23 protein-coding genes are annotated in these 26,915 nt (G+C 67.3%); 15 read left to right on the forward strand and 8 right to left on the reverse strand.

What is annotated here, in order from left to right:
• Positions 1-282: 282 nt before the first annotated feature.
• The 3 genes from rfbB to rfbA are packed head-to-tail and all read left to right on the forward strand — an operon-like array spanning position 283 to position 3,195.
• Entirely contained in the window at positions 283-1,353 is a 1,071-nt protein-coding gene (rfbB, locus tag FHS74_RS05870; RefSeq protein ID WP_184798451.1) for a dTDP-glucose 4,6-dehydratase, read from the forward strand.
• A gap of 9 nt (positions 1,354-1,362) precedes the next feature.
• The gene (gene rfbD, locus FHS74_RS05875; protein ID WP_184798453.1) at positions 1,363-2,253 is read left to right on the forward strand and encodes a dTDP-4-dehydrorhamnose reductase; all 891 of its coding nucleotides are present in this window, start codon (positions 1,363-1,365) and stop codon (positions 2,251-2,253) included.
• A 57-nt stretch (positions 2,254-2,310) separates the two neighbouring features.
• Complete coding sequence (rfbA, locus tag FHS74_RS05880) at positions 2,311-3,195, forward strand: glucose-1-phosphate thymidylyltransferase RfbA (RefSeq protein ID WP_184798455.1); 885 nt, start codon at positions 2,311-2,313, stop codon at positions 3,193-3,195.
• A gap of 259 nt (positions 3,196-3,454) precedes the next feature.
• Here rfbA and FHS74_RS05885 read toward each other — a convergent pair whose 3' ends face one another.
• On the reverse strand, positions 3,455-4,243 hold the full coding sequence (locus FHS74_RS05885; protein WP_184798457.1) for a helix-turn-helix transcriptional regulator: 789 nt from the start codon (positions 4,241-4,243) through the stop codon (positions 3,455-3,457).
• 185 nt (positions 4,244-4,428) lie between these two features.
• Here FHS74_RS05885 and FHS74_RS05890 point away from each other — a divergent pair, with 185 nt between their 5' ends.
• Both FHS74_RS05890 and FHS74_RS30305 read left to right on the forward strand, forming a co-directional pair.
• Positions 4,429-4,776 (forward strand): ribbon-helix-helix domain-containing protein, encoded by a 348-nt coding sequence (locus FHS74_RS05890; protein ID WP_184798459.1) that lies wholly within the window; start codon positions 4,429-4,431, stop codon positions 4,774-4,776.
• A 108-nt stretch (positions 4,777-4,884) separates the two neighbouring features.
• Entirely contained in the window at positions 4,885-6,381 is a 1,497-nt protein-coding gene (locus FHS74_RS30305; protein ID WP_246462944.1) for a methyl-accepting chemotaxis protein, read from the forward strand.
• A gap of 66 nt (positions 6,382-6,447) precedes the next feature.
• Here FHS74_RS30305 and FHS74_RS05900 read toward each other — a convergent pair whose 3' ends face one another.
• The 3 genes from FHS74_RS05900 to dctP are packed head-to-tail and all read right to left on the reverse strand — an operon-like array spanning position 6,448 to position 9,444.
• Positions 6,448-7,794: a TRAP transporter large permease gene (locus tag FHS74_RS05900; protein WP_184798461.1), complete on the reverse strand. Its 1,347-nt coding sequence runs from the start codon at positions 7,792-7,794 to the stop codon at positions 6,448-6,450.
• Complete coding sequence (locus FHS74_RS05905) at positions 7,781-8,359, reverse strand: TRAP transporter small permease (RefSeq protein WP_184798463.1); 579 nt, start codon at positions 8,357-8,359, stop codon at positions 7,781-7,783. Before FHS74_RS05905 ends, FHS74_RS05900 begins: the two co-directional genes overlap by 14 nt.
• Positions 8,356-9,444 carry a TRAP transporter substrate-binding protein DctP gene (gene dctP, locus FHS74_RS05910; RefSeq protein ID WP_211106142.1) on the reverse strand — a complete coding sequence of 363 codons (1,089 nt, stop codon included), beginning with the start codon at positions 9,442-9,444 and terminating at the stop codon, positions 8,356-8,358. Before dctP ends, FHS74_RS05905 begins: the two co-directional genes overlap by 4 nt.
• 346 nt (positions 9,445-9,790) lie before the next feature.
• On the opposite strand from dctP, the gene FHS74_RS05915 reads away from it, so the two are divergent.
• The 3 genes from FHS74_RS05915 to FHS74_RS05925 all read left to right on the forward strand — a co-directional run bounded on the left by FHS74_RS05915 (position 9,791) and on the right by FHS74_RS05925 (position 13,693).
• The gene (locus FHS74_RS05915) at positions 9,791-10,504 is read left to right on the forward strand and encodes a GntR family transcriptional regulator (RefSeq protein WP_184798465.1); all 714 of its coding nucleotides are present in this window, start codon (positions 9,791-9,793) and stop codon (positions 10,502-10,504) included.
• Positions 10,505-10,556: 52 nt separating this feature from the next.
• A complete protein-coding gene (locus tag FHS74_RS05920) occupies positions 10,557-12,074 on the forward strand; it encodes a malonyl-CoA decarboxylase (RefSeq protein WP_184798467.1) in 1,518 nt (505 codons plus the stop codon).
• A 77-nt stretch (positions 12,075-12,151) separates the two neighbouring features.
• Positions 12,152-13,693, forward strand: coding sequence for a malonate--CoA ligase (locus FHS74_RS05925; RefSeq protein ID WP_184798469.1), 1,542 nt, complete (start codon positions 12,152-12,154; stop codon positions 13,691-13,693).
• Between the two features lie 129 nt (positions 13,694-13,822).
• Here the strand turns inward: FHS74_RS05925 and FHS74_RS05930 are convergent, their stop codons facing one another.
• Positions 13,823-13,990, reverse strand: coding sequence for a YdcH family protein (locus FHS74_RS05930; RefSeq protein WP_184798471.1), 168 nt, complete (start codon positions 13,988-13,990; stop codon positions 13,823-13,825).
• A gap of 412 nt (positions 13,991-14,402) precedes the next feature.
• Here FHS74_RS05930 and FHS74_RS05935 point away from each other — a divergent pair, with 412 nt between their 5' ends.
• Positions 14,403-15,731 carry an MFS transporter gene (locus FHS74_RS05935; protein ID WP_184798473.1) on the forward strand — a complete coding sequence of 443 codons (1,329 nt, stop codon included), beginning with the start codon at positions 14,403-14,405 and terminating at the stop codon, positions 15,729-15,731.
• Positions 15,732-15,775: 44 nt separating this feature from the next.
• Here the strand turns inward: FHS74_RS05935 and FHS74_RS05940 are convergent, their stop codons facing one another.
• Together FHS74_RS05940 and FHS74_RS05945 are read right to left on the reverse strand one after the other, a co-directional pair.
• Positions 15,776-17,239 (reverse strand): hypothetical protein, encoded by a 1,464-nt coding sequence (locus FHS74_RS05940; protein ID WP_184798475.1) that lies wholly within the window; start codon positions 17,237-17,239, stop codon positions 15,776-15,778.
• A complete protein-coding gene (locus tag FHS74_RS05945) occupies positions 17,236-17,997 on the reverse strand; it encodes an ABC transporter ATP-binding protein (RefSeq protein ID WP_184798477.1) in 762 nt (253 codons plus the stop codon). The genes FHS74_RS05940 and FHS74_RS05945 overlap by 4 nt, the downstream gene beginning before the upstream one ends.
• 199 nt (positions 17,998-18,196) lie before the next feature.
• Here FHS74_RS05945 and FHS74_RS05950 point away from each other — a divergent pair, with 199 nt between their 5' ends.
• Positions 18,197-19,867, forward strand: a complete 1,671-nt coding sequence (locus tag FHS74_RS05950) for an alkaline phosphatase family protein (RefSeq protein ID WP_211106143.1) — start codon at positions 18,197-18,199, stop codon at positions 19,865-19,867.
• A gap of 64 nt (positions 19,868-19,931) precedes the next feature.
• Here the strand turns inward: FHS74_RS05950 and FHS74_RS05955 are convergent, their stop codons facing one another.
• On the reverse strand, positions 19,932-20,873 hold the full coding sequence (locus tag FHS74_RS05955; RefSeq protein WP_184798479.1) for an ion channel: 942 nt from the start codon (positions 20,871-20,873) through the stop codon (positions 19,932-19,934).
• 305 nt (positions 20,874-21,178) lie between these two features.
• Here FHS74_RS05955 and FHS74_RS05960 point away from each other — a divergent pair, with 305 nt between their 5' ends.
• The 5 genes from FHS74_RS05960 (at position 21,179) to FHS74_RS05980 (ending at position 26,857) form a co-directional block, all read left to right on the forward strand.
• Entirely contained in the window at positions 21,179-23,074 is a 1,896-nt protein-coding gene (locus FHS74_RS05960) for a potassium transporter Kup (protein ID WP_184798481.1), read from the forward strand.
• 138 nt (positions 23,075-23,212) lie between these two features.
• Positions 23,213-23,689: a bacterioferritin gene (gene bfr, locus FHS74_RS05965; protein WP_184798483.1), complete on the forward strand. Its 477-nt coding sequence runs from the start codon at positions 23,213-23,215 to the stop codon at positions 23,687-23,689.
• A 195-nt stretch (positions 23,690-23,884) separates the two neighbouring features.
• On the forward strand, positions 23,885-24,403 hold the full coding sequence (locus FHS74_RS05970) for a hypothetical protein (RefSeq protein ID WP_184798485.1): 519 nt from the start codon (positions 23,885-23,887) through the stop codon (positions 24,401-24,403).
• A 10-nt stretch (positions 24,404-24,413) separates the two neighbouring features.
• Positions 24,414-25,829, forward strand: a complete 1,416-nt coding sequence (locus FHS74_RS05975; RefSeq protein ID WP_184798487.1) for a carbohydrate porin — start codon at positions 24,414-24,416, stop codon at positions 25,827-25,829.
• A gap of 92 nt (positions 25,830-25,921) precedes the next feature.
• Positions 25,922-26,857 (forward strand): hypothetical protein, encoded by a 936-nt coding sequence (locus FHS74_RS05980; protein WP_211106144.1) that lies wholly within the window; start codon positions 25,922-25,924, stop codon positions 26,855-26,857.
• The last annotated feature ends 58 nt before the right edge of the window (positions 26,858-26,915 follow it).

A 26,915-nucleotide genomic window follows, 5' to 3' on the forward strand; every position in this document is an offset into this window, starting at 1 on the left:
TTACTTTACCTATGGGTTAGATGAATTCCGTGTACGCGCTTTTGAATCGCCTTAAGGTCATCGGCGAAGCGGCGTACGCCCCACAGGCCGATGTAAGGCCAGCGGCCTATGAACTTCGTCGTCATACGGTGCGGCATGCGGCTGGGGGTTGCCGGGTCCGTCGCGCCCCAGTATCACTGCCCGGCTGCCATGGCCGGATTTGCATTTGACCCGGCTGGAGTTGTATTTTCGGTCGCCGTGCGGTCTTAGCGGACGGTGCCCAGTCTTAGGGGAGTTTGTCGCGTGAAGATATTGGTGACGGGGGCGGCCGGTTTTATTGGGTCCGCGGTGTGCCGCTTGCTGGTGGCTGAAGGTCAGGATGACCTTGTGTGCGTGGACAAGCTGACCTATGCGGCCAGCCTGGAATCCATCGGCGAAGTTCTGTCCAGCGGCCATGCTGTGCTGGAGAAGGCGGACGTCGCCGATGTCGACGCCATGCGCGACATCTTTCAGCGTCATCAGCCCGATGCCGTCATGCACCTGGCGGCGGAAAGCCATGTGGACCGCTCGATCGACGGATCCGGCATTTTCATCCGCACCAACATCAACGGCACCCATGTGATGCTGGAGACGGCGCGCGAGTATTGGCAGGCGCTACCGGCGGCACGCAAGGAGGCCTTCCGCTTCCACCACATCTCCACCGATGAGGTCTACGGCTCGCTGGGTGAGGATGGGCTGTTCCGCGAGGACACGGCCTATTCGCCCAACTCCCCCTATTCCGCTAGCAAGGCGGCGTCCGACCATCTGGTCAACGCCTGGTACCATACCTATGGCCTGCCGACGCTGCTCAGCAACTGCTCCAACAATTACGGGCCGTTCCATTTCCCGGAAAAGCTGATCCCGCTGATGATCCTGAACGGGATGGATGGCAAGAAGCTGCCGGTTTACGGCAAGGGCGACAACATCCGTGATTGGCTGTTCGTGGAGGATCACGCCCGCGCGCTGGTGCTGATCGTGCGCAAGGGCGTGCCGGGTGAGCGCTACAACGTCGGCGGCAACGCCGAGCGGCGGAACCTTGAGGTGGTGGAGACCATCTGCGACCTGCTGGACGAACGTCTGCCCGGCGCCACCAAGCGCCGCGACCTGATCACTTTCGTGACCGACCGCCCTGGCCACGACCAGCGCTATGCCATCGACGCCTCCAAGATCAAGCGCGAGCTGGGCTGGGAACCGACGGTGACCTTCGAGGAGGGCATCCGCCGCACGGTGGACTGGTACCTGGCCAACCGCTGGTGGTGGGAGCCCATACGGGAGGGCAAGTATTCCGGCCAACGCCTCGGCGCCGCCGCTCCCACCGCCGCCACGGTTGGTTGAGAAATCGCCATGACTGGGACTGAGGGGAATGTCCGGGTGTTGCTGCTGGGCGGGGCTGGCCAGGTGGGCCTGGCCTTCCAGCGGGTGGCGCCGGCCGATTGGCTTGTCACGGCGCCAGGCCGGGACGCGCTGGACATCGCAGATGATGGTGCCGTCCAGGCGGCGGTATCCGCGGCTGATCTGGTGGTGAACTGCGCGGCCTACACGGCGGTCGACAAGGCCGAAACCGAGGTCGATGCCGCCTACGCCGCCAACCGCGACGGCCCGGCGGCCCTGGCTCGGGCCTGTGCCACAGGGGGCACGCCCCTGCTTCACCTGTCGACCGACTATGTCTTCGACGGTAGCAAGATCGGCGCCTATGTGGAGACCGACCCTGTCGCTCCCGTCAGCGTCTATGGCGCGTCCAAGGAGGCGGGTGAGCAGGCGGTGCGTGCGGCCCTGCCGGCCCATGTCATCCTGCGCACGGCATGGGTCTATGGCCCTGATCGCGCCAATTTCCTGAAGACCATGCTGCGTTTGGGCGCGGAGCGGGAAGAGCTGCGGGTGGTGGCGGACCAGCATGGTTGTCCCACGGCGGCGGCGGACATCGCCGACGCCCTGGTGGCGGTGGGCGCCCAAGTTCTGGGCGGCCGGCGTGACAGCTTCGGCACCTACCATTTATGCGGCACGGGCGCCACCACCTGGCATGGCTTCGCGGCGGAGATTTTCGCCCAGGCCCAGGCGCGCGGGGCCCGCGTGCCGCGGCTGGTCGCGATCGACACCGCCGATTACCCGACCCCGGCCCGGCGCCCGGCCAATTCGGTGCTGGATTGCAGCCTGCTGGAACGGGTTTTCGACTGGCGCGCGCCGGCCTGGCAGGACAGCCTAGCCCGCAGCCTGGACGGGCTGCTGCCCGCGTGACGCTTGCCATTTTGCACCAAGGCTTTCCCGCAACCCGATACGTTTAAGGCTATTGACATGAAGGGCATCATTCTCGCGGGCGGTTCCGGCACCCGTTTACATCCGCTGACCAAAAGTGTCAGCAAGCAGCTGTTGCCCATCTACGATAAACCCATGATCTACTACCCGCTGTCGGTGCTGATGCTGGCCGGCATCCGCGACATCCTGGTGATCAGCACGCCGCACCATCTGCCGCTGTTCCAGGACCTGCTGGGCGATGGCGCGCCTTGGGGCATCAACCTGTCCTACGCGCAGCAGGCCGCCCCCAACGGCCTGGCCGAGGCCTTCATCATCGGCCGTGATTTCATAGGCAACGAGCCCTGCGCGCTGGTGCTGGGTGACAACATCTTCTACGGCCAGGGGCTCAGCGCCCAGGCGCAAAAGGCGACCCAAGTCCACAAGGGCGCCACCGTCTTCGCCTATTGGGTGGAAGACCCGCATCGCTATGGCGTGGTGGAGTTCGACGAGCAGGGCCGCGCCATCAGCATCGTGGAAAAGCCAACCGACCCGAGGTCCAACTGGGCGGTCACGGGCCTCTATTTCTATGACAACCGGGTGGTGGACATCGCCCGGGAGATCAAGCCCTCCCCCCGCGGCGAGCTGGAAATCACCGACGTCAACAACGTCTATCTGCAGCAGGGCAATCTGCAGGTGGAGCGACTGGGCCGCGGTACGGCCTGGCTGGACACCGGCACCCACGATTCCCTGCTGGAAGCGGCTGAATTCGTGCGCACCATCGAACACCGTCAGGGCCTGAAGATCGGCTGTCCCGAGGAAATCGCCCTGGAACAGGGCTTCGTCGATGAGGAGGCCGTCTTGGCCCAGGCCAAGGCCTATAAGAACAGTCCTTACGGCCAGTACCTGCAGCGTATGGTCGCCCGCCGCCGCGCCGCCCATTTCTAAAGCGGACCGCGATGGCGGAATCACGCCCGCGCGTGAAGCTCCTCGCGCACAGATTACGCCATGGCCGGCTGGGGTTTTGTCTACGCCCGGTCGGCCATCGTCCGTCTAGCAGGCGCGCCCTTGATAAAAAAAGCCGCCGGGAGCATTCCTGCGGCTTTTTTTGTGCGAGCAGGTCGCGCAAAGGCGGGATCGACTACCAGCGTCATTCCCCAGGCTGAATGGCGGCGTGTGCCGGGCCCGTCGCGGACCAGCCGTAAGGTCAAGGATGGATCAAGCCCATCTGGATGGCCTTGGCCACGGCGTGGATCTTTGAATAGCAGCCCAGCTTTTCCAGCGCGTTCTGCAGGTGGAACGTGACCGTGCGGCCCGATACGCCGATGATGTCCCCGGTTTCCTCCACCGTCTTGCCACGGCTGGCCCATACCAGGGCCTCCTGCTCCCGCTGGGTCAACACCGGTGGTGGGGCGGCGGTTGTCAGGCGCATGCTGACCACCCGCTCGTGAAGATAGAGGGCGCTGAGGCGCAGCCAGGACGGCGCCGAGTCTGGAGTGATCAGGCCCTCCGGCCTCTGCGTCCAGAACAGGCTGACCACCGCCGAGGCCAGCCGGCCTTGCGGGTCCACCGTGTGGGTTGGGATGACATAGCCCTGGGTATAGCCATGATCGGCCGCTGTCGCCATGACGGCGATGGCGCGGCGGGCATCCTGCTTGGCGCGGCCCCGGTTTGGAAAATCCAGCTTGGCGGTCGCTTGCTGGCTGGCATGGAATTCCGGAACATCCGCCCAGGTCAGTGGGGCCGCCTGGCGCTTGGCCATGACCATCAGCGGATCATGGCTCATATACCCTTCGGACAGGTAGGTATGGAGAAAATCTTCGCGCACCGTCGTGCGCACGAACAGGTCCGGCTCCCCTGGGGCGGGGCCCGGCCGGCTGTCGATATAGCTGACGGCGGCATACCCGAGGTCACGCGCCAGCTGACTGAACGTATTGAATAATTCTTCGGGTTCATCAGGCTGGCTCAACCGGCTGAGGGCATCGTCCAGAAGCATGAGGGTATCCAGCGTGGGCGTGTACGTATGGGGAGGGGGCACCACTTTCGCGTCAACGGCGCCTAACCCTGTATGAGTCTACAGTTATGTAACTCTAATTCTGCCGCTTTGATAAGGACCGCCATCACACCCCCGGGACGGCCGTTTCGCGAAAACGGCGGGGGCCCCTGTCACGGAGCACGGACATGACGGTTCTGACCAGCAATCGCCTTCCTTTTCCCGTTCTGGCCGCCGTGCATCAGGCCACGGCGCCGCGGTCCCTGGTGCCGCGCAGCGTGCGGGTGGGCACCCGTCGCACATCCATGCGGCTGGAAGCGCAGTTCTGGACCGGGCTGGACCTGTTGGCCCGCCAGGAGGGCTGCCAGATCCCCGAATTGCTGGAGGTTATCGACCGTTCACGCGATGCGGAGACCAGCCTGTCCAGTGCTGTGCGGGTGGTGGTGGTCAGTTATTTCCAGTGGCTGGCGTCGGTGGAGACACTGGCGACCCCCGTCCATACGCCGCAGCAGAATTTGAGCCAGGCGTTCTTCTAAGGCGGGGCCTATTTCCGCCCGGTTTCGTCGCGTTGATCTGATCCAGGTCAAAGCGCGGACGTGCGGGGAACGGTTATCTGGGAAAACCTTTTCCAGGAGATCGGCCCTATGCCTGCTGTATCCATCGTTCCCCCCGCGTCCCTATCGCCGCTGGACCGTGTTCGCCGCACCACCACGCTGCTGGTGTTGACCTTGCTGGCCGGGCAGGTCTTCGTTCTCCTGGGTGCACAGCTGGTGGTCCTGGGCGGGTTCGATTGGCGCCAGCCGGCGGCGACCTTGGTGGTCGTTCTGGCGGCGGCGGTGGCTTGGCAGGCCTTGCCGGCGGCGGCGGGCCGCGTGGTTTTGGCCGGTTGTTTGCCTCTGGCCGGCGCCCTGTCCATCTGGGCGTTCGCCGGCAACCCATGGCAGACGGGCATGCAGATCTACGTCTATATCCTGGTGGCCGTTTCCGCCGGCTTCTGCGATGGGCGGACGCTGGCGGCCTCCGCCGGGGCGGTGGCCTTGTTCTTCATCATTGGTGGCCTCGCGGTGCCCGAGGCGGCTGGCGTCCGGGGCGGCGAATATCTGCGCATCCTCATGTATGTCTGGCTGGTGGTGTTCGAGGGGGCCCTGATGGCTTGGCTCGCCCAGACCATGGCCGGGTCCTTCCAACGCTCGGATTCGGCGCTGGCCGATGCCCGCCAGGCGCACGAGGAATTGGCCAGGGCCACCGCCGCCCGCGAAGCCCTGGCGGCCCAGTCCCGGGACGAGCGCAACCGTCTGATGCTGGCCTTGGCCCAGCGTCTGGAAGGTGACGTGGGCGGGCTGGCGGGAGAGGTGGCGGGTGCCGCCACCAATGCCCGCAGCTGTGCCGACGACCTGCGCGTGCTGGTGCGGCGGGGGTCCGACAACGCCGGGGCTATCGCCGCGTCCGGTGGCGATGCGCTGGACAGCGCGTCCCAGGTGGCGGACGCGGCCTCGCAACTGTCGGAAGCCATCGCCGAGATCAGCACCCAGGTCAGCCGTTCCTCCGGCGTCACACGGGAAGCGGCGGAACGGGCGCGTTCGGCCCAGGCCATCATCGGCGGCCTGTCAGAGGCGGCGTCCAGCATCGGCACGGTGTTGGCCACCATCAGCGAGATCGCGGAACGCACCAATCTTCTGGCCCTGAACGCCACCATCGAGGCGGCGCGGGCTGGCCTGGCTGGCAAGGGCTTCGCCGTCGTGGCGTCGGAGGTGAAGAACCTGGCGGGCCAGACGGCCCTGGCGACGTCGGAGGTCGCGCAGAAGGTGGCCGCCATCCGCGACAATACCCATGACGCGGCTGACGCCATCGAATCCATCGCCACCGTCATCTTCGACGTGGACGCCGCCACCTCCGCCATCGCTGCGGCGGTGGAGGAACAGGACGCCGCCACCAAGGAGATCGCGCGCAGCGCCGCCGAGGCGGTGCAGAGCGCCGGCGCCGCCGCCCGGGGCTGTGAGGAAACCTTGTCCGCCTGGACGGACACCAATGGCTCGGCCGACGGTATCGCCAACCTGTCCAAGCTGCTGTCCGGCCGGGTGGAGAAGCTGCAGGCCGTGGTGGACGGGGTGGTGAAGGAAATCCGTACCGACGCGGCATGACCTGCGAGAAAAGGCGACAGGGGCGGCGCTTGCGGGACCGCCCCTGTCTTTCACGATGACGACGTTTCAGCCGGCGTAGACCAGGGTAGGCAGCCAGGTGGCCAAGCCTGGCACGAAACACAGCGCCAGGATGGACACCAGCATCAGGCCGACGAAGGGCAGGACCCCCATCACCACATCGCGCAAGGGGATGTCCGGCGCGATGTTCTTGATGACGAAGATGTTCAGGCCCACTGGCGGGTGGATCAGCCCCATCTCCATCACGATGGACATGATGATGCCGAACCAGATGAGGTCGAAGCCGGCGGCCCTCAAGGGGGGCAGGATGATGGGCGCCGTCATCAGGATGATGCTGACGGGCGGCAGGAAAAAGCCCAGCACCACCACCAGCACCAGGATGGCCGCCAGCAGCAGCCATTTCGACAGGTGCATGCCCACGATCCACTCCGCCGCGCCCTGGCTGATGTGCAGGTAGCTCATCACGTAGGAGTAGAGCAGCGACATGCCGATGATCATCATCAGCATGGTCGACTCCCGCAGGGTCGACATCAGGATGGGCCCCACCTGCGCCGGCCGCCAGACGCGGTAGATGCCGCCCACCATGGCCAGCGCCAACACGGCGCCCAGCCCTGCCGTCTCCGATGGCGTGGCGATGCCGCCATAGAGCGCGAACATGACGCCAATCAGCAGGATGACGAAGGGTAGTACGCGCGGAATGGCGGCGAAACGCTCGCGCGCCGTGAAGGTGTCGGTGCGCAGCAGCTCCGACCAGTCGCCGCCTTGGGCGTAGGCCGCTGCCGCCGTCGCCTTTTCCTGGCGATAGCGCACGACGGCATAGACGGCGAACAGCACCACCATGAAGATGCCCGGCCCGATGCCGGCCAGGAACAGCCGGCCCAGCGACTGTTCCGCCGCCACGGCGTACAGGATCAGGGTGATGGACGGCGGCAGCAGGATGCCCAGCGTGCCGCCGGCGGCGATGATGCCGGCGGCGAACCCGGGGGAGTAGCCGCGGCGGCGCATCTCGGGGATGCCCGCACTGCCGATGGCCGAACAGGTGGCGGGGCTGCTGCCGGCCATGGCGGCGAACAGGGCGCAGGCGAAGACGTTGGCCACGCCTAAACCGCCTGGCACCCGCCCCATCCAGACATGCAGGGCCGAATAGAGGTCCGCGCCGGCCCGGGACCGGCCGATGGCCGCCCCCTTCAGGATGAACAGGGGAATGGTCAGCATGGTGATGCTGGCCATTTCCTCATAGACGTTCTGGGTGACGGTATCCAGCGACGCGGCCGGCATGAAGAAGTACATGAAGACCACCGCCACGCTGCCCAGCGCGAAGGCGATGGGCAGGCCGGCGAACAGGGCCACCAGGGTGGCACCACCATAGAGCAAGCCGATCTCAACCGTGCCCATGGCCGCGTCCTTCCATAGAATGCCCCGCCGGGTTGTCCGCGGCTTGGGGCGCCAGCAGTTGCAGCGCGATCTGCAGGGTCAGAAGGGTCATGCCCAGCGACATCGCGGAGTAAGGGATCCACAAGGGCGGCGCCCAGGAGGAGAAGGTGGCATATCCCTCGGTCCAAGCCTCCTGGCACAGCACCCAGGACTTCCAGGCGAAGAAGCCGCAGAACAGGAGGGAGATCAGGTCCGCCACCCGGCGGCGCGCCCGCTCCACGCGCGCGGGCAGCAGGCCGCCCACCGCCTCGATGGCGACATGGCCGCGGCGGGATTGGACGTAGGCCGCCGACAGGAAGGTGGCACCCACCAGCAGGAAGATGGCGGTCTCATCCTGCCAGTCGGCCGCCTGGCGCAGGAAATAGCGCACCATGGCCTCTTCCGTCATGACGATGCCGGCCGCCACCACCGCCACCGCCGCGACGGTGGCGATGACGCGGTTGGTCCAATCCAGGGCCTTGCCCGCCAGGCGGATGGGGCCCGCCGTTCCCTTCGGCCTCTTGGTTTCCAGCCCGGCAGCCCTCATGCCACATCCTCGGCCAGCTTCAGCAGCTTCGCCCCTTCCGGATAGCGCTCGCCGAAGTCCTTCCAGGCGGTGTCGCGGGCGATGGCGCGCCACTCGTCCATCACCTTGTCATCCATGTCCACGACCTTGACGCCAGCCTTGGCGTAAATCTCGGCCACGCGCTGGTCGTCCTTCTTGGCCTCTTCCAGGCCGAAGGGTTCCAGGGATTCGCCCACCGTCGTCAGCGCCTTTTGCTGGGCCGCGGGCAGGCTGTCGAACACCATCTTCGACATCATCAGCGGCTCCAGCATGTACCAGAAGCTCTTCTGCCGGGCGGCGGTCAGGCTCTTGCTCTGCTCCTCCAGCTTGAAGGAGATCAGGCTGGTGGAACTGGTGACGGCGGCGTCCAGCGCGCCGGTCTGCATGCCGGCGTAGATCTCATTGGATGGGATGGAGGAAACAGCGGCGCCGGCGGCTTTGAACATCATGTCCATCTCCCGCGATCCGCCCCGGATCTTGATGCCCTTGACGTCCGCCGGATGCACCACCGGGGTGCCGCGCGCGGCCACGCCACCCGCCTGCCACACCCAGGTCAGGATCTTAACGCCCTTGTCCTCCAGGGCCTTGGTCAGCGCCTCCCCGATGGGCTTCTTCTTCCAGGCCAGCCCCTGCTCATAGGTGGTCACCAGGCAGGGCATCAGGCCCAGGTTCATTTCCGGGATTTCGCCGCCGCCGTAAGGCATGGGATAGAGGGTGAAGTCCAAGGCGCCCTTCCGCAGGGCCTGCAGTTGCGCCACCGTCTTCATGAGGGAGGAGGCGGGATAAATCTCGAACTTCAGGGCCCCCTTGGTCTCCGCCTCCACTTGCGCCGCGAACTTGCGGCACAGCCGGTCGCGGAAGTCGCCCTCCGTCAATGTGCCGCCGGGGAACTGGTGGGAGATCTTGAGGGTGGTCTGCGCCTGGGCCAGGCCGGGGAAGAGGCCGCCGGCGCTGAGCACGGTGCCGCCCATGGTCAGGGCGATGGGGCTGGCCGCCATGCCGCCCAGCAGGCCGCGGCGCGACAGGGTGGAGGTAAGGGGGGCGGGGGATGTCCGTTCGGTCGACATGGGTGCGTGTTCCTCACCATGGCAGGCGCCGGGCTTCTGCGTTCCGGCGGTCGGGTTGGGCCTGAAGCGTCAGTTTCAAGGATCGGGGGCCGGTGCGGCCGGCAAGGGGCTGCACCCTATGGATGAAGGGCGACGGCCGCGCGTCTGGGCGGCCAGGCTGTGTTCTTCCCTGTTCTCGCGATTGCTCAATGAATGCTGCAACAGCGAAATATGTTTTATTTGCAGGAACTTGACGTGGGAAGCATGTCAGAGCGACCTGGGGGCGTCAATCATTGAAACGCAAGACTGGCTGTCTTGCATGCACGAAAACCGATAGTGTATGCGTAATGAAAGGGAGAGACGTGCCATGGCCGAAACCCGATCCGAACAGCTGGCCCGCGCGCTGGAAGATGACATTTGCGCCGGCCGCGCCCTGCCGGGTGCGCGCCTGGATGAACAGGTGTTGGCCCAGCGGTTCGGCACCTCGCGCACCCCGGTGCGGGAGGCGCTGAAGATGCTGGCGGCCCAGGGCTTCGTTGAAATCCGCCCGCGCCAGGGGGCGGTGGTGGTGGGCCTGGACGTTCGCCAGGTGTTGGAGCTGTTTGAGATCATGGCCGTGCTGGAGGGCTTGTGCGCCCGGCTGGCGGCCCGTCGCATGACCCCGGCGGAACGGGCGGAGCTGACGTCCGTCCATGCCGAATGCCAGCGCCTGGCGGCGGCCGGCGACCCGGATGTCTACTACGCCATGAACACCCGCTTTCATGAGGTCATCTACGCCGGCAGCCATAACCGCCAGCTGGAAGAGGAGACGCGGCGGGTGCGCAACCGGCTGTCGCCGTATCGCCGCAACCAGTTGCACCAGCTGGGTCGCGTCGCCAAATCTGTACAGGAGCATGACGACGTGGTGCGCGCCCTGCTGGAAGGCGATGCGGAGCGGGCGGAAACCCTGATGCGGCGCCATATCGGCATCCAGGGCGACAGCCTGTCCGACTTCGTGTCCAACATGTCGATGCCCCATCACGTGGCGGCGCCGCAGCCGTCCTTGGCGGGCGCCATCACCCGGCCTACCATCGTGCGGTGACCGTTGGCCGCCCTTCTTCTCACTGGTTCGCAGCCCCCGCGAGGTCCAGCCCATGAGCAGCAGCACCTTCTTCCGGTCCATGTTGACCACCATCGCCGATCGTGGCCGCGCCCTGCTGCGCCGCCATGGCCCCATGGTGGAGGATCTGCTGGAGGATGCGGCCAAGCTGATGCCCTCGGCCAAGGGGCCGGCCCGGCGCGACCTGCCCAGCCTGTGCGACACCCTGCTGACCGGTCGGGGGGAGGCGTCGGGCGTGGCGCTCGCGGGGCAGATCCTGGAGCGCTGGGCGGAATTGGACGCCGCCGGGCAGCGGGCCTTCCTCTTGGATCTGGCCTATCGTTTCGGACCCGATCCGATCAAGCTGGACAAGGCGATCGACGCGTATCGCGCCGCCCCTGGCGCCGGTACGGCCCTGGCGCTGCACAACGCCGCTGAAGCGCGCCGGCAGGAGCTGTTCCGCCGCCTGAACCTGGCGCCCGGCGGCACGGAGGCGGTGGTGCGCATGCGCGAGGCGCTGTTCAGGGTCATGGCTGAAACCCAGGGCGTGGAGAAGGCGGGGTTGGAGGCGGTGGACGCGGACCTGAACCATCTGTTGGCGTCGTGGTTCAACCGCGGCTTCCTGGTTCTGCGTCATATCGACTGGACCACGCCGGCCAACATCCTGGAGAAGATCATCCAGTATGAGGCGGTGCATACCATCCGGGACTGGGATGATCTGCGCCGCCGTCTGGCGCCGACCGACCGTCGCTGCTTCGCTTTTTTCCATCCGCAATTGCTGGACGATCCGCTGATCTTCGTCGAGGTGGCGCTGGCGCCGGACATCCCGGCGTCGATCGACGCGCTGTTGGCGGAGGGCCGCGCCCCCATCGCGGCGGCGGACGCCACCACCGCCGTGTTCTATTCCATCTCCAACTGTCAGGAAGGACTGCGCGGCGTCTCCTTCGGCAATTTCCTGATCAAGCAGGTGGTGGAGGATCTGCGGGGCGAACTGCCCAACCTGCGCACCTTCGTCACCTTGTCGCCCGTGCCATCCTTCGCCGGCTGGCTGGCCAAGGAACGCGCCAAGGAGGCGTCGGCCGTGCTGGCGCCGGCGGACAAGGCCATCCTGGCGGCGCTGGACCATAGCGGCTGGCATCTGGACCCTGGCACCGCCGCCACCGTGTCGCCCGTGCTGTTGCAGGCGGCGGCCCATTATTTCCTGAAGGCCAAGGGACGGGGCAACAAGCCGGTGGACCCGGTCGCGCGCTTCCACCTTGGCAACGGCGCCCGGCTGGAGCGCCTGAACTTCCTGGGCGACCTGTCGCCCAAGGGCTTGGCCCAGGCCCACGGCCTGATGGTCAACTACCTGTATAAGCTGGATGATATCGAGACCAATCACGAGCGCTACGCCGACCGGGGGGAGGTGGTCGCCGCCGCGGCCGTCCGCCGCCACCTCAGGGCGGATGCCGGGGTGGATGAGGCCAAGCCGCCGACCAAACCCAAAGCGGGGGATAAAACGGCCGAAAAGACGGCTGACGGCACGGCCAAGCGTGCCCCCCGTCCCAGGGCCGATCCCCAGCCACCCGCCTGACGGTCTGGTTGAGTGTTCCCCATGAGTGTCCTAAAGAAACAAGAAACGCCCGCCGCGATTCCGGAGTGTCACGCCGAATGTCCAACCACCTGTTCTCCCTGATCCGTGGCCGCATGCCGGCGCCGGAGACGCCCTTCATCATTATCCCGGCCTCCAAGGCTGGGCCGGAGCGGACGCTGACCTACGGCGACGTGGTGGCGCTGTCGGCGCGCATGGCCAACCTGCTGGTGGCCCGGGGGGTGAAGCCGGGCGACCGCGTGGCCGTGCAGGTGGAGAAAAGCGCCGAGGCCATTATGCTTTACCTGGCCTGCGTGCGGGCCGGGGCCGTCTACCTGCCGCTCAACACCGGTTATACGCTGGCGGAGTTGGACTATTTCATCGGTGACGCCACGCCGCACCTGGTGGTGTGCGATCCCGCCAAGGCGGCGGCCATGAAGGATCTGGCCCTTGGCAAGGGCGTGGCGGCGGTGGAAACCCTCGGCGGGCAGGGGGCGGCCGATGCCGGCACCCTGCTGGCGGCGGCGCTGGAGCAGCCGGAAACCTTTGCCGACGTGCCCCGGGGGGCGGACGATCTGGCCGCCATCCTCTACACCTCCGGCACCACCGGGCGGTCCAAGGGCGCGATGCTCAGCCATGACAACCTGACGTCCAACGCCCTGACCCTGGTGGACTACTGGCGCTTCACATCCGCCGATGTGCTGCTGCACGCCCTGCCCATCTTTCACACCCACGGCCTGTTCGTCGCCACCAACACCCTGCTGCTGGCCGGCGGTAGCATGATCTTCCTCGCCAGGTTCGATGCGGACGAGGTCATGCGCCTGCTGCCCCGCGCCACCACCATGATGGGCGTGCCCACCTTCTACGTTCGCCTGCTGCAGCATCCCGGCCTGACCAGGGAGGCGACGGCGCACATGCGCTTGTTCATCTCCGGCTCGGCGCCTTTGCTGGCGGAGACCCATGACAGCTGGCGGGCGCGCACCGGCCTGGCCATCCTGGAACGGTACGGCATGACCGAGACCAACATGAACACCTCCAACCCCTACGATGGCGACCGGGTGGCCGGCACCGTGGGCTTCCCCCTGCCGGGGGTGGCCTTGCGTGTTGCGGATCCGGAGACGGGTGCTGCCGTGCCGCAGGGGGAGATCGGCATGATCGAGGTGCGTGGTCCCAATGTCTTCAAGGGCTATTGGCAGATGCCGGAGAAGACGGCGGCGGAGTTCCGCCCCGACGGTTTCTTCATCACCGGTGACCTGGGCAAGATCGATGCCCGGGGCTATGTCCACATTGTCGGCCGGGGCAAGGATCTGGTCATCTCCGGCGGCTACAACGTCTATCCCAAGGAGATCGAGACCGAGATCGACGGCATGCCGGGCGTGGTGGAAAGTGCCGTCATCGGCGTGCCGCATCCGGATTTCGGGGAGGGCGTGACCGCCGTGGTGGTGCGCCAGAAGGGGGCGGCCGTGGACGAGGCCGCTGTGCTGGCGGCCTTGGATGGACGCCTGGCCAAGTTCAAGCAGCCTAAGCGCGTGCTGTTCGTGGATGACCTGCCCCGCAACACCATGGGCAAGGTGCAGAAGAACCTGCTGCGCCAGGAATACCAGGGCCTGTACAAGAAGTAAGGCGCCTGGGTGGCGCGGGGGCAAAAAAAGACCGGATGGAGCGATCCATCCGGTCTTTGTCACTTTCGGGCACCCGCCAGTCCGTCTCGCGGAGGGGGCGCGGCCCGCATGGCCAATAGCCGCGGCTGATCAGTGCCGCGTGTGTTCGTCGATTCTTTCCTTCAGCCTGAGCTTTTCGAATTTCATGCGCTGCACAGCGGCGCTGTCATGATAGGGGCGTGCCAGTTCAGTATGAATCCGGTCTTCCAGATTGGCATGCTTCTGGCGCAGGCTTTCGACGAAATTGTCAGTGGCCATAGTTCCCTCCAGCTCTCTGTTCAAGGGATAAGGCGATGATCGCCTAGTGTGCCTCAGACGATGGTCCGGTTCTGGCAGTATTCCATTCCGTTTTTTGGCCAATGCCGCAATGGTGGTGCGGGGCCATGTTTGTTTTTATTGACGCATCAGCTGTCAGGCGACGATCCTCGCCTTCTAAGCGGTCACGCCGCGTTACAAAAGCTTACGCCCATCCCAGGCGGTCGTCTGCAACAAAATCGGATAGTGCTAGACGAACGGCTTAGGCGTGGTCCGCCCCCGACCTGGGGTCTGTGGCGCCCGCGTGACGGATGGATGACGGGCGGTAAGGTGCTGCCCCTGAACGGTTCTTGAAATATGGGTAATTGCCCTTATTATGGAGGTCGCGTCTCTACCCCGATCGGATAAGACCGCCATGGCTGATGTCACCGCCTCGGAACCCGTCCCCGGGTCCGCCCCCGCCCTATCCCGCCGGCTGGCCCGTCGACTGGGGGGAAGGGTGCACTATGGTTGGGTGGCGGCGGCGTTGGCTTTCGCCACCTTGCTGGTGGGGGCGGGGGTGCGGGCGGCGCCGGGCGTGCTGTTCGTTCCGCTGGAGCAGGCGCTGGGCTGGGACCGCGCCACCATCGCGGCGGCGGTGTCGGTCAACATCTTCCTCTATGGCTTCATGGGGCCGTTCGCCGCCGCGATCATGCAGGCCATCGGCGTGCGGCGCACCATCCTGGCGGGCCTCTCGCTGCTGACGGTCACCACGGCGGCCAGCACCTTCATGACCCAGCCGTGGCAGATGATGCTGTCCTGGGGGCTGCTGGTGGGCCTGGGTAGCGGCCTCACCTCCATGACCTTGGCGGCCACGGTGGTCAATCGCTGGTTCATCCAGCAGCGCGGCCTGGTCATGGGCCTGCTGACCGCCAGCTCCGCCACGGGCCAGCTCGTGTTCCTGCCGGGCATGGCGTACCTGGCCACCCATTTCGGCTGGCGCGCCGTGGGCCTGACGGTGGCCGCCGCGGCCCTGGTGCTGGTGCCGCTGGTGGGCCTGCTGCTGCCGGACAGCCCGCGCGCCGTGGGTCTGGCGCCCTTGGGCGGCACGCTGGAGGATGAGATTGGCCAGTCCAGCGGCAACCCCATCGTCATCGCCTTCACCACCCTGGGCCGGGCCTCGAAGTCCGGTGATTTCTGGCTGCTGTTCGCCAGCTTCTTCGTCTGCGGCTTGTCGACCAACGGTCTGATCGGCACCCACCTCATCTCCGCCTGCTTCGACCAGGGGATACCCGAGGTGGCGGCGGCCAGCCTGTTGGCCTTGATGGGCCTGTTCGACCTGGTGGGCACCACCGGCTCGGGCTGGTTGTCGGACCGGGTGGACAGCCGGAAGCTGCTGTTCTGGTATTATGGCCTGCGCGGCCTGTCCTTGTTCTATCTGCCCTTCTCGGGTTTCAGCCTGTACGGCCTCTCGCTGTTCGCCGTGTTCTACGGTTTGGACTGGATCGCTACCGTGCCCCCCACGGTGCGCCTGGTGACCGACCGCTTCGGCCGGCGCGACGCGCCCGTCGTTTTCGGCTGGGTGGGGGCCGGGCACCAGATGGGGGCGGCGCTGGCCGCCTACGGCACCGGCCTCATCCGCACGGAATGGGGCAGCTACTTCCCCGCCTTCCAGCTGGCGGGCCTTGCCTGCGTCGTCACCGCCGTGATGGTGCTGTTCGTCAACCGCCGGCGCGGCGGCGGCGCGCTGTCTCCGGCGGAATGAGGCCGAGCGCCGCGTCGCTGGAGGCCGCGCCGGAATATCAGGACTTACAGCGGGGTACGCAGGATGGCGACGAGGCCCATCAGGCCGCCCGCGACCAGGAGGGCATAGAGGTCGTGGTGCAGCATGAGGACGGCGGTGGCCATCCAGCCGTAGCTCATCAGCGTTTCCAGCAAGGTGCGGCCCACCACCTTGGCGCCGGCGCCCTTGCGCGGCTTCAGCATCTGCTGCATGGCCGCACCCGTCATGGGCTGCACCCACAGGCTGGCCACCACGGCGCTGCCCGTGGCGGCGATGCCGCAGCTGAGGATGGTCAGCGTGCCCCACAGGCCCAGGGGGGCGGCCAGCGCCGCCACCAAGGCCACCACCGCCAGCGGCGGCAGAATGGCGGCCTGCACCTTGGCCCAGCGCAGCCGTTCGGCCGGCACCGGGGCGGCGTTGATCAGGTCTGACGCGCCGTCGGCCAGCGCCAGCTTGGCCAGCGTGCCGGCCGCCAGTGCCGCCATCGGCACCACCAGGGCGGTCAGCACCTGCGGCTCCGCCCGCCATTGCCGCTGCATGGAGATGACCAGGATGATGGCGCCGCTCATCTGCTGGAACAGCAGCAGGGCCAACTGAGGATGGCGCAGCATCAGGCGCCATTCCTTGCGGCGCAGCAGGGGGCCGAGCCGGTCCTGGAAACGGAGGGCGCGGTCGGGGGCCCGCGCCCGGGGCGTGGTGGCGCCTGCGGCGGCCGTGGCGGCGGCGATGAAGGCGGGTCCCCAGCGCACCGTCACCCCGGCGAAGACGCCGGTGCATACGACGAGCAGGATGAGCAGGGCCAGCGGGTCGCCCAGCAGCGCGCGGCCGGGGAACAGCAGGATGGCGGCCAGGGGGCCGTGCAGGCCGGCGCCGCCCATCCAGTCCATCCGTGTGCCGATCAGCTGCGGAATTTGGCCCGCCATCGCCATGAGGAAACCGGTGAAGGCCGCCAGCGCCTGGCCGGCGACGCGGGCGCGGCGCACCCCCACCCAGCGGACCAGCCCCAGGGCGGCCAGCAGGGCGATGGCCGTGACCAGCAGGGCCAGGGCCGGCAGGGCCAGATAGGCGGCCAGCCAGTTGGCATGCCCGAACACCGCGCCCATGTTGGCGATGGGCAGGAGGACGGAGGCCGGGAACAGCAGGGTGCCGGCCGCCACCGCCAACGCCCGGGCCGGCAGGATGACCCGGGGGGCCAGGGGGGAAGACAGCAGCAGGTCGTAGTCGCCCCGGCTGTAGATGGTGTCCATGGCCCGGTACACCGCCGTCCCGGCCATGAAGCAGCTGGCCAGGGCCGCCACCATGGCGCTGACCCCCGGCAGGGCGGCGCCACCGCCTCGGCCGAGGCCGAAAGCCAGGAAGCCGCCGACCACATGGAATATCACCACCAGCGCCAGCAGCGACAGCCAGACGGCGACCGACGACAGCTTCATGCCCCGGATGGCCAGGCGCAGCTCATGCCGCAGCAGCCAGGGCAGGGTTCCGGCCGTCATGCCGGTTCCCGTTGCGGATCGGCGGCGCCGGCGGGGGCGGCGACCAGGTCCAGGAACACCTCTTCCAGGGTGCTGTCGGCCCGCCCCACCCGTTCGCGCAGCTCGGTGAGGGTGCCCTCGGCCAGCAGGCGGCCATGCTGGATGACGCCGATGCGGTCCACCAGCCGTTCCGCCACCTCCAGGATGTGGGTGGTCAGGATGACGGTGCCGCCGGCGCGCACCCGCTCCACCAATATGGCTTTGACTTCGCGGGCGATGGCCGCGTCCAGACCGGTCAGCGGTTCGTCCAGGATCAACAGGCGGGGGTCGTGGATCAGGGCGCCGGCCAGGGCGGCCTTTTGCTTCATGCCCCGGGAAAAGCCCTCGCACCGTTCGGCCCGGTGGTCCCACAGGTCCAGGCGGTGCAACAGTTCCTCCGCCCGGGGGCCGGCGACGGCGGCGGGCACCCCCCACAGGCCGGCGACGAATTCCAGGAACTCCAGCGGCGTCAGCTTGTCATAGATCAGCGGCTCATCCGGCAGCCAGGCCACCAGGCGCTTGGCGGCGATGGGGTCGGCCAGGGCGTCGATGCCGAAGATGCGCACGCTGCCCGCGTCCGGTGCCAACAGGCCCACCACCATGCGCAAGGTCGTGGTCTTGCCCGCCCCGTTGGGGCCCAGCAGGCCGTAGAACTCCCCCGGCGCGATGGCCAGATCCAGGCCTTGCACCGCTGGCCGGCTGAACGCCTTGGCCAGTCCCCGCACTTCCAGCGCCGTCATGTATGCCCCGGTGAGGTCGCCCCAACGCCCCCCAGCTTATGCCAGCTGCCGTGGTGTGGACAAGCCGGGGACCACTCATCGGAATCTATATGACATTTCAATGGCATCGCGAATCACCTGTTGCGATGGGCGCGCGAAATGGAAAACAACGGTACCAAATCCTGGCGGGCAGGCCGCATCGGGGATGCAGGAGGAAGTTGTGACGCGTTGGCAATCCAGGATGGCGGCCCTCTGTGCCGTTGGCGCCCTATTCGGCGCCGTTCCCGCTGGCGCGGCGGCGGATGCCGGGGCAGCGGCGCCCGCGCCCAAGCTGGTCGTGCTGGTGTCGGTCGACCAGTTCTCCACCGACCTGTTCCAGCAGTACCGCAGCCATTTCGCCGGCGGCCTGCGCCGGCTGCTGGACGGGGCGGTGTTCCCCAACGGCTATCAAAGCCATGCGGCGACTGAGACCTGCCCCGGCCATTCGACGCTGATGACCGGCGACCGTCCCGCCCGCACCGGCATCATCGCCAACGACTGGTATGATTTCCGTGGCCCCCGGCCGGGCAAGATCTACTGCGCCGAGGATGAAACCAAGGGCACCTACAAGGCCTACGTCCCATCGGACGTGCACCTGAAGGTGCCGACCCTGGGCGAACGGCTGAAGGCGGCCGATGCCGAGGTGCGCACCGTTTCCGTCGCCGGCAAGGACCGGGCGGCCATCATGATGGGTGGCCACGCGGTGGATGAGCTGTGGTTTTGGAAGGATGGCCAGGGCTTCATCTCTTATGAGGGGAGGACCGTCCCGGCGGCCGTGACCGCCGTGAACGAGGCCGCCCTGGCCGAGATCGCCAAGCCCGCGAAGGAATACGCCGAGCCCGAGTGGTGCAAGGCCATCGACATGCCGGTCTCCGTCGAGCGGAAGGACGATGTCCTGACGGTCGGGAACGGCCGATTCGCCCGGCAGCCCGGCCCCAAGGCGGAGGCGCAGTGGCGCGCCTCCCCCGCCTTCGACGCGGCCATCATCGATCTCGCCACCCGGCTGATCAAGGACATGAAGCTGGGCCACGGCAAGTCGGTCGACGTCCTGACGGTCGGCGCCTCGGCGACCGATTACATCGGCCACAGCTATGGCACCGAAGGGTCCGAGATGTGCATCCAGATGGCCAACCTGGACCGCACGCTGGGCAAGCTGGTCGCGGCCTTGGACGCCACGGGCGTGGACTATGTCCTGGCCCTGTCGGCCGACCATGGCGGCAATGACATCCCGGAGCGTGAGCGCCTGCGCGGCATGCCGATGGCGACGCGCGTGGACGATGCGCTCGTGTCCGAGAACGCCGGCAAGACCGTCGCGCCTTTGGGCCTGAACGGGGCGGAACTGCTGTTCGGTGGCGCCAACGGCGATATCTGGGTGGGGCCAACGGTCGCGGGCACCTGGCGCCAGAAGGCGGTGGCGGATACCCTGGCCCTCTACCGTGCCGATCCGCAAGTGGCCGCCGTTTATAGCGCCGCTGAGGTGGCGGCGGCACCGATGCCGATCGGCGCGCCGGACAGTTGGAGCCTGCTGGACCGCGCCCGGGCGTCGTTCGACCCCAGCCGCTCCGGCGACATGGTGGTCTTCCTGAAGCCGCGCATCACCGCCATTCCGGCCAAGCCCGCCACCTACATCGCCACGCACGGCAGCCCGTGGGACTATGACCGGCGCGTGCCCATCCTGTTCTGGCGCAAGGGCATGCAGGGCTTCGAGCAGCCGCTCTCCGTCGAGACGGTCGACATCATGCCGACGCTGGCGGCACTGCTGGACTTCAAGCTCGCCCCGGGTGAGGTCGATGGCCGGTGCTTGGACCTTGATGGTGCTGCCGGCGACACCTGTGCGGCCGCGACGAAATAGCCCAAGCTGGACCGGCGCCGCTCGCTATCGGCCGGAGCGGCGCCGGCCCCTTCGCTCAGCGCCGTCAGGAACCCTTCGGCGGGGCGTCGGCCGGCAGGTCCTTTGCCGGTTTGAGCGGGCGTTGCGGCTCGGTGTCGTGGAAGCCGCTGAAATCCAGCAGCCGATAGCCGTCCTCGCGGATCTTGATGATGTCGACGAAGCGCTGACCCCACAGCATGTCGTCCACGTCGTAGGTTTTGCGGCCGTAGACCTTCTGGGAATAATTCTCGTCCGTGCCGCTCAACAGCACGATGAAGGTGGCCTGGCTCTGGCGCAGCGTCCATTCCGTCTGGCCGTATAGCGGGCTGGTTTCGTCGATGCGGTGGATGATGGTCCAGGACAGGGCGAACAGGGGCGATTTGGCGCGCACCAGCTTCAGTTCCTCGAACCCGCGCATGTGTGCGCCTTCCTGGGTGATACGCGCGGTGCTGAAGGAAACGCTGGCCTCCGCCTCCAGGATCTGGTTGCCGCGGGTGTTGCCCGCCCGCAGCATCAGCACCGGCTCCCCATCATGCTGGGTGAACAATATGGTGCGGCTGAACAGGATCATTGCCTTGGGCCGGGAGAAGCGGGCGAAGATCAGGCCCGTGATCTGGGCCACGCCCAGCATGCCGGTGAAAGATTCGGCCGCCGCCACGCTGTTGGCGTAGACGGTGTTGGGCGCCATGACGCCATATCCCATGGTGCCCAGGGTCTGCACGCTGAAGAAGAAGGCGTCAAGGAAGGAGCCGATGCGGGCGTTGGTCACGCCGCCCGGTTCGGCCAGGTACAGGCCGGCGAACACCAGGTTCGCGATCAGGTAGACGGCCAGGGCCAGGCCGAAGAATCCGCCCCAGGAAATGCTTAGCAGGAAGTGGTAGGGGTCCTGCCAACGCAGGGCCGGCACCCCTTTCAGCGTGGCGAAGGGGCGGCCGTCGATGGTGATGCGGCGTTGGTGCAGGCGGGCCAGTCGGCGATGGGGGGGCACGGGCGAAAAACCGTTTGTTCAGCGGGTGTTGGGCGGGTCGTCCCATCATAGGGCAAGCAGGCCGAAATGTCGTTTTTTCAAGCGCTAGGCGGACCCGCCGGATGCTGCACATGCGATGTGATTGTTGACTGACGCCGCAATCCGTCTCAGGGTGGGGCCGTGGTCGATCCGGCCGCTTTGCCACCGATGTCGTGTTTCGCTCCGTCGTTCCGTTGCTATTGGACCCCTATCTCTTTTAGCTATGTCGCCCGACTGACCCCAAGCACGCCGTCCTAACGCAGTCTACGCCGATCTCATCCCCATCGATGCAATCCATCCACTCCAGCGACCAGCAGGACGCCGGCCGCCGCCACTGGGCCCTGACCCTTGGGGCGTTGGGCGTCGTCTATGGCGATATCGGCACCAGCCCGCTCTACACCATGCACACGGCGTTCGACCCGACCATCACGGGTATGCCGTTGAACGAGGCCAACATCTTCGGCTTCCTGTCGATGGTGTTCTGGTCGCTGGTCCTGGTCGTCACCCTGAAATACGTGGTCCTGATCCTGCGGGCCGACAACAAGGGCGAGGGCGGCATCCTGTCGCTGTCCACCCTGGCGCTCAGCGGCAAGGACCGGTCACGCTCGCAACGCCGGCTGATGACGGTGCTGGCCATGCTGGGCCTGGCGCTGTTCTACGGCGACGGCATGATCACCCCGGCCGTGTCGGTTCTGTCGGCGGTCGAGGGGTTGGAGATCTCCGCCCCCGACGTGCAGCACTGGGTGGTGCCCATCACCGTGGTCATCCTGGTGGGCCTGTTCCTGATCCAGAGCGGCGGCACCAACACCGTTGGCCGTGTGTTCGGCCCGGTGATGTGCTTCTGGTTCGCTTGCCTGGGGGCCATGGGCCTCGTGCACATCCTGCAGGTTCCCCACGTGCTGAAGGCGCTGGACCCGCGCTACGCCCTGGACCTGGCCTTCAACCACGGCTGGTCGGTGTTCTACATCCTGGGTGCCGCGGTCCTGTCCTTCACCGGCGGTGAGGCGCTGTACGCCGACATGGGCCATTTCGGGCGCAAGCCCATCCGCCACGCCTGGATCGCCGTGGTCTTTCCCGCGCTGGTGCTGAATTATTTCGGCCAGGGCGCCCTGCTGCTGTCGCGGCCCGAGGCCATCGACAACCCCTTCTTCCTGCTGGTGCCCGACTTCCTGCTGTTGCCCCTGGTGGTGTTGTCCACGGCCGCCACCATCATCGCCAGCCAGGCCGTCATTTCCGGTGTGTTCTCCCTGACCCGCCAGGCGGTGCAGCTGGGTTACATGCCCCGCATGGAAATCCGCCACACCTCGGAAAGCGAGATCGGCCAGGTCTATGTGCCGCGCATCAACTGGGCCCTCCTGGTGGCGGTGGTGGCGCTGGTCATCATGTTCGGCAGCTCCGCCAAGCTGACCGACGCCTACGGCCTGGCGGTCACCGGCAGCATGGCCATCACCACCATCATGGCGCTGTTCACCGCCCGCGACGTCTGGGGGTGGAGCCGGCCGCGCGCCGCCGTGGTCTTCGGTTTCTTCCTGTTCATCGATTTCAGCTTCCTGACCGCCAACTGCCTGAAGATCCCCCAGGGCGGCTGGTTGCCCCTGACGGTGGGCATGGCCGTGTTCCTGCTGGTCTCGACATGGCGGTTGGGGCGCAAGGTGCTGTACGACCGCATCTATCGCGACGCCCTGCCCATGGCGCTGTTCCTGGAACGGGCGGACCGCACGCCCGTGCGCGTGGCCGGCACCGCCGTGTTCATGACCGGCAGCGTCGACAAGGTGCCGCACGCCCTGCTGCATAATCTGAAGCACAACAAGGTGCTGCACGAACGCGTCGTGCTGATGCGCGTGCTGACCGAGGAAGTGCCGTGGGTGACGCGCGAACGCCGCGTGTCCGTGGAAAAGCTGGGCAAGGGCTTCTTCTCCGTCACCGCCCATTTCGGCTTCATGGAACAGCCCAACGTGCCGCGCGCCCTGGCCGAATGCCGGCCGCTGGGCCTGGCCATCGACCTGGCGGAGACCTCGTTCTTCCTGGGCCGCGAGACCTTGGTGCCGTCCTCGCGCTCCGACCTGTCGCGCTGGCAGGAGCAGGTGTTTATCGCGTTGTCGGCCACCGCCTTGTCCGCGACCACTTTTTTCGACATTCCCCCCAATCGCGTGGTGGAATTGGGCACCCAAGTCGAAGTTTAATCGAACGTCGGTACCGTCCGCCGCGCGCCGTTCCGGAAAGGCGCCCGCCTTGCCTGGGAGTCCCTGGGGAACGCCGCGCGGCGGACGGTGTCGTGGCCCGTTTGCGGGATTCCAACCCGCCTATATGGAGAATAAGTGATGAAGGGCGATCCGCAGGTCATCGTTCACCTGAACAAGATCCTGACCAACGAACTGACGGCCATCAACCAGTACTTCCTGCATGCGCGCATGCTGAAGAACTGGGGCCTGCTGCGCTTGGCCAAGAAGGTCTATGAGGAATCCATCGGCGAGATGAAGCACGCCGACAAGCTGATCGAGCGCATCCTGTTCCTGGAGGGGTTGCCCAACCTGCAGGACCTGCTGAAGCTGAAGATTGGTGAGGACGTGCCGGAAATGTTCGAGGGCGACCTGTCCATCGAGCGGCACAACCGCACATCCCTGCAGGACGCCATGACCTATGCCGAGTCGGTGCGCGACTTCCAGAGCAGGGAGATCCTGCGGGAAATCCTGGAGGACACCGAAGAGCACATCGACTGGCTGGAGACCCAGCAGGATCTGATCCAGCGCGTGGGCCTGCAGAACTACCAGCAGGAGCAGATGGGCGCGGAATCGTAAGAACCACGTCTCATACGCAAAAATAGAAAGGGCTGGATGGCGCCTGGCTTGGTCCAGGATGCCCCCCAGCCTTTTTCATGCCCGTTTTTCTTGCCTTTATGTTTTTGTGACGGTCGCTGCTTGGGCCGGAAACGGTACCGAAGCTGTGTTATCCCTCGGGTAATGGTTCGTCCGTGCCGAGATCGCGCCGTCATCATGGTTCCGTCGCCCTTCGTCATCCATCCAGGCCGCCGCCGGCGCGGAGGGGCCTTGTTGGCGCTGGCCTGCCTGTTGTCGCTGCCGCGGATGGCCCTGGCGGCGGAGCCGGCGCCCGCGCTGGTGGTTACCGCGCTGGGTGACCTGCCGGGCTTCCTGCCGCAGGAGGTGGCGCCGTTCCTGGCCACGGTGATGACCACGGCCGGCGTGAACACGCCCGGGGGTGGCCAGTCCTTCGTCGCCGCCGGTCTTTCCGCGCCCGACCGGGTGGAATGGACTTTCCGCCCCAACCCTTATGCCGGCGGCGCGTCGCGCACGCTGGGTCCCCCCCGCTCCGCCGCCAGCCGTCTGTTCGGCGTGCATCGCCTGCTCTCCATCGAACTGCGGCTCTATCGCGGGGGCCGCTATCAGACCCAGGTTTTCGGCCAGGTGGAGGTGCAGGGCGGCCGCCGGGACGCCGATCTGCAGACCTTCGTGTGCGACATGACCCGGCGCCTGCTGGACGCCGCGGCGCAATGAGGGCATGGCCATGATCCCGCGCCCCCCGCTGCTGACCGCCGCCCTGCTGACGGCCCTGCTCGTGGCCCAGGCCTCGCCGGCCGTCGCGGGGGAGGAGGGGCCGGGCGCATCGTCCGCGTCGCCGGTGGGCAGCGGCGGGGCCGCCCCCACCCCGCCCGGCTTCTGGGACCGCGACAGCCTGACCGGCGACTGGGGCGGCCTGCGCGGCCGGTTGCAGGATGACGGCCTGTCCCTGAACCTGGTCTATGTGGGGGAGGTGTTCGGCCTCACCCAAGGTGGGGTCAAGCGCGACGGCGTGGGCGAAGGCCGGCTGGAGGCGACGGTGGAACTGGACGCCCAGACGATGCTGGACTGGCATGGCCTACTGCTGCACGCCACCGCCTACGGCATCCACGGGCACGGCCTCAGCCGCTGCTGCCTGCAGAACATCGCCACCGTCAGCGATATCGAGGCGCTGCCCGGCGCCCGCCTGTTCACCCTGTGGGCGCAGCAGGCGCTGTGGGATGGGCGGGTGTCCGTCCGCCTGGGCCAGCTGGCGGCGGATGATGAGTTCGTCACCAGCCGGGGGGCCGCCCTGTTCGTCAACGGCACCTTCGGCTGGCAGGCCATCACCGGCGCCGACCTGCCGGGGGGCGGGCCCGCCTTTCCCCTGGCCACGCCCGGTGCCCGGGTGCAGGTTTCGGCCACGCCGGACCTGTCCATCCTGGGTGCCGTCTTCTCCGGCAATCCGGCCGGCACGGCGGTAGGGGAGGCGCAGGCCCAGGACGCCAGCGGGACCACCTTCAGCTTCTCCGGCGACGTCCTCGCCATCGCCGAGCTTCAATACCAACCGCTTGGGGAGGGGGAAGGCCAGGCCCCCAGCCTGAAGCTGGGCGCGTGGTTCCATGGCGGCCCCTTCAACGATGAACACCGCGCCGCCGATGGCGTGACCTTGGCCGATCCCCGGTCGAGTGGTGTGCCGGCCACCAGGAACAATGACTGGGGCGTCTATGGTGTGGCCGACGTCCCGCTGTGGCACCCGGGGGAAAAGCCGGATGGCGGCCTGTCGGCCTTCCTGCGCCTGGCGGGGGCCCCGGCCGACCGCAACCTCATAGCCTTTTACGCCGACGGCGGCCTGACCTGGAAAGGCGTCCTGCCCGGGCGTGCCGACGATACCCTGGGCCTGGCCGCCGCCTATGCCCGGATCGGCTCCGCCGCCGCCGGCCTGGACCAGGATTACCTGCGCTATGGCCGCCCCTACTATCCGGTGCGCGACCACGAGCTGCTGGTGGAACTGAGCTACCAGGCCGTTGTCGCCGGGTGGGCCACGGTTCAGCCAGACGTGCAATACGTCATCCACCCTGGCGGCAACGTGTTGTTGCCGGGCCGGACAACCCCGGTGGGCGACGGCCTGGTGCTGGGCGTGCGCACCAGCGTGCGACTGTAGGGGGGCTAATCCGATACCGCTATACTGGCACGCGGGCGCCGGGGCGTCTGGACAAAGAACGGGAAGGGTTGGGTCCGGTGCGGATGGGACTGATGGTGGTGCTTGGCGTGATGGCACTGTGGGCATCGCCGGCGGCGGCCGACCCGCCCTCGGGCCTGCCCGCCTGGCTCAGCGCCCATGTCGGCGATGGCGACGGCCAGATCGCCCCCACGGTTCTGGCCCGCGCGCGGGCGCTGTACCAGCGCAAGCTGGGTGAGGGGGTGGTGCGCAACCCCTGCTACTTCGCCATGGACGCCACCCGCCCCAACACCGGCCCGGACGGCGAACCGGGCCGCCGCTTCTATCGGATTTGCGAGGTGGAGCGGACCTTCCAGGCCCTTCCCGCCGGGCACGGTGCCGGCCGCCGGCTGGAGGGCGTGGCTGACTTCGCCAATGGGCGGGAGTGCGCGCGCAACTTCGGCAACGCCCAGGATTCCGAACTGACCACCGGCGGCGCCTACGTCACCGCCGAAACCACCTCGACCTTCAAGGGCTACTACCGCGCCGCCGATGGCGCCGACGTGCCCCTGGTGCGCCCCTTCGTGCAGTTCGATGGCGAGGGGGAGACGGCGAACGCGCGCCCGCGCGCCATCGGCGGCCACGCCGCCGTCACCCTCAAGGGCCTTTGCCGGCGCCACGCCCCGGGCGACCCGCACGCCAACCGCGACGGCTATGTCCTGCAAGGCACGCTGGTGGACTACACCGGCGGTCGCAGCAACGGCTGCACCAGCTGGTCGCCCGCCGACGCCGCCGACATCGTCCCGGCGGTGACCAACGCCCCCACCACCCTCTACATCTACCCCGAGGCCACCGACATCGCCGCCGTCACCAGAGGGGACGCCGGCGCCTACTGGAACGCCGCCTGCCTGCGGGAGATCGGCACGCCGGCCTATTGGTCCCGCGACCGGCTGGAACCGTTGATCGCGCAGTACTGGCGGGAGCATCCGGCACCCCCACCCCGGCCGATCCCGATCTGTGGGGCGGGGTGAGGGGACTGTCCGAGTGAGGGACTGCCCGCTTGACGCATTAGGATGATCGTCCTAACTT

The organism is Nitrospirillum iridis (genome assembly GCF_014205765.1).
Taxonomy (GTDB): domain Bacteria; phylum Pseudomonadota; class Alphaproteobacteria; order Azospirillales; family Azospirillaceae; genus Nitrospirillum; species Nitrospirillum iridis.